Source organism: Nocardiopsis sp. NPDC055824, assembly GCF_053616335.1.
On the sequence record NZ_JBSHDN010000374.1, the window covers coordinates 1 to 2,761 of the forward strand.

Sequence of the window (2,761 nt, forward strand, 5' to 3'; positions counted from 1 at the left end):
GCGCCCACGTGGGCGCGTCCCCGCCGGTCCGCCAGGGCGGCGTCACCCCCGGACCGGGCGGAGGCCGGGAGCCCGCCCGGCCGAGCCGGCACCCCGGGCCGCAGCGCGGCGGAGCGGCCGCGATGATGCCGACCCTGTCCGCCAGGGCCTCGATCGGATGTCGGCCCCGGAGGCCACGGTGGGCGGGCACGGCCCCACCGGTGATGGAGTGTCTCCCGGTTCCCGGCGAGGGCGCCGAACCCGGTGCGGCCGCACTCCTGGAGTCCAGACCCGACCGCGATCACGGCACGGCGCTCGGCGGCCTTCCTGCCGGACTCGCTCTCCTCGGTCCACGGCGCCGCCGCCGGGGCGTTGGCGCCTCGCCGCTGCGTCACGCGCCTGCACACGGCCAGGCTCTCCCTCTGCACAATTTATGAGTATACTCATTTTTGATTACACTCATTAAAGCCGGGTATGTCCAGGTCAGGGAGAGGCCGGCCTGTGGCACACCGGACAACGGCATCCGAGCTCGTGGCCTCGGCCCCACCGCCACCGCTCACGTGACCGGCCGGAGGCGGCTCCGACTTCCCGCACCGCAACGCGTGCACCACCGCGGGACGGTCCCTTCCGCGCAGTGCGCAGCGGCCGACACCACACCCGGCCCCACGGAGAAGGAGCGACAGGGCATGAGAGCGTTCGTCATCACCCGGTACAAGGAGGAGCCGAGGGAGACCGAGGTCCCCGAACCGGTCGTCGGGGAAGGGGACGTGCTCGTCCGGGTGGAGGCCGCCGGGCTGAACCAGCTGGACGAGAAGACCCGTGTCGGCGAGTTCAAGCAGATCCTGCCCTACAAGTTTCCGCTGATCCTGGGGAACGACGTCGCCGGAACGGTCATCGGCGTCGGCGCCGAGGTCCGGGGTTTCAAACCCGGCGACCGGGTGTACGCTCGGCCCGGCAAGGACCGGATCGGTACCTTCGCCGAACGCATCGCCGTCTCCGAAGCGGACCTTGCCCCCACACCTTCGTCGATCCCCATGACGGAGGCGGGTTCGCTGCCGCTGGCGGCACTCACCGCCTGGCAGGCGCTGGTCGAACGCGGCAGCGTGGGGCCCGGCCAGAAGGTCCTCGTCCACGCGGGCTCGGGTGGCGTCGGGTCGATCGCCATCCAGCTCGCCAAACACCTCGGTGCGCACGTGGCGACGACCGCCAGCGCCTCCAACGCCGACTTCGTCCGTGAGCTGGGCGCGGACACCGTCATCGACTACCGCAGCCAGGACTTCGAGCAGGTGCTGAGCGGGTACGACCTGGTCCTGGACAGCCTGGGCGGCAAGAACCTGGAGAAGTCGCTGCGTGTGCTCCGGCCCGGCGGCAAGGCGATCGGGATCTCCGGACCGCCGGACCCGGACTTCGCCCGGGAGATCGGCCTGAACCCGCTGCTGCGCCTGGCGATCACCGGTCTGAGCGCGGGGATCCGCCGCCAGGCCAAGAAACTCGGCGTGACGTACGAGTTCTTGTTCATGCGCGCCGACGGCGACCAGCTGCGCCGGATCAGCGCCCTCGTCGACGCCGGGGAGCTGCGCCCCGTCGTGGGAAGGGTGTTCCCCTTCGAACAGGCGCCCCAGGCCCTGCGGGCCCTGGCGGAGGGAGGCATCCGCGGCAAGGCCGTCATCAGCCGCACATGACCACTCGTCGGAAACCGTCCATCGCCGTCGAGCCGTCCCGTGCCGACACACCATCAGGGGAACCATCATGAGCGAGACCAGCGACGAACCGGTCAACACCTCGTACGCGAAGGCGCCGACCCGCACGGTCACCGCGGGCGGGGTGACCTACGCCTACCGGGAACTCGGGCCGAGAGGGGGCATCCCCGTCGTGTTCTTCGTGCACCTGGCCGCGACCCTGGACAACTGGGACCCGCGCATCGTCGATCCCGTCGCCCGGGAACGGCACGTCATCGCCTTCGACAACCGCGGGGTCGGGGCCTCGACCGGCGAGGTCCCCGACACGGTGGAGGCCATGGCCGCCGACGCGGCCGCCTTCGTCAGGGCCCTGGGGTTCGGGGAGATCGACGTCTTCGCCTTCTCCCTCGGCGGCATGGTCGCCCAGGTACTGGCGAGCGAGCACCCCGGACTGGTCCGCAGGCTCGTCCTCACCGGCACCGGGCCCGCCGGGGGCAAGGACATCGACAAGGTCGCCAGGACCACGTACTACGACATGGCGCGGGCGGCGCTGACCCGGTCGGACCCGAAGGAGTTCCTGTTCTTCAACCGCGACGCCACCGGCAAGAAGGCAGGGAAGGCGTTCGTCGAGCGGCTTGGGGAACGCACCGCGGATCGCGACGCACCCATCAGGGTCAAGGCCCTCCAGAAGCAGTTGAAGGCCATCAAGAGGTGGGGGCGTTCGACGCCCGCCGACCTGTCGGTGATCGCTCAGCCCACCCTGATCGCCAACGGGGACAACGACCGCATGGTGCCCTCGGTGCTCTCCGAGGACCTGCACCGGCGCATCCCCGGCTCCGAACTGGTCATCTACCCCGGCTCGGGCCACGGGGGCATCTTCCAGTACCACCGGGAGTTCGCCCCCGTCGCCGTGGAGTTCCTCACCCGTTGACGCCGCGGGAACGTCCCCGGACCCCGACGGCCGGGGGCCGGGGCCAGGGAGGGGATGGTGCAGGGCCCCGCGCGTGCACCCGGCGAGGCCGCCGAACGCCGTGCGGGTCCCCCGCCCTCGGGCAGCGGCCCACCGCGCCGGTGCCGGGCGCCGCGACCGTGACACGCACGGC

Annotated in this window: 2 protein-coding genes; both read left to right on the forward strand. The window is 71.6% G+C overall.

Features of this window, described 5'->3' with window-relative positions:
- Positions 1–665: 665 nt before the first annotated feature.
- Positions 666–1,661, forward strand: a complete 996-nt coding sequence (locus ACWGL3_RS31925; RefSeq protein WP_452462150.1) for an NADP-dependent oxidoreductase — start codon at positions 666–668, stop codon at positions 1,659–1,661.
- Between the two features lie 67 nt (positions 1,662–1,728).
- On the forward strand, positions 1,729–2,589 hold the full coding sequence (locus ACWGL3_RS31930) for an alpha/beta fold hydrolase (RefSeq protein ID WP_267944730.1): 861 nt from the start codon (positions 1,729–1,731) through the stop codon (positions 2,587–2,589).
- Positions 2,590–2,761 lie beyond the last annotated feature (172 nt).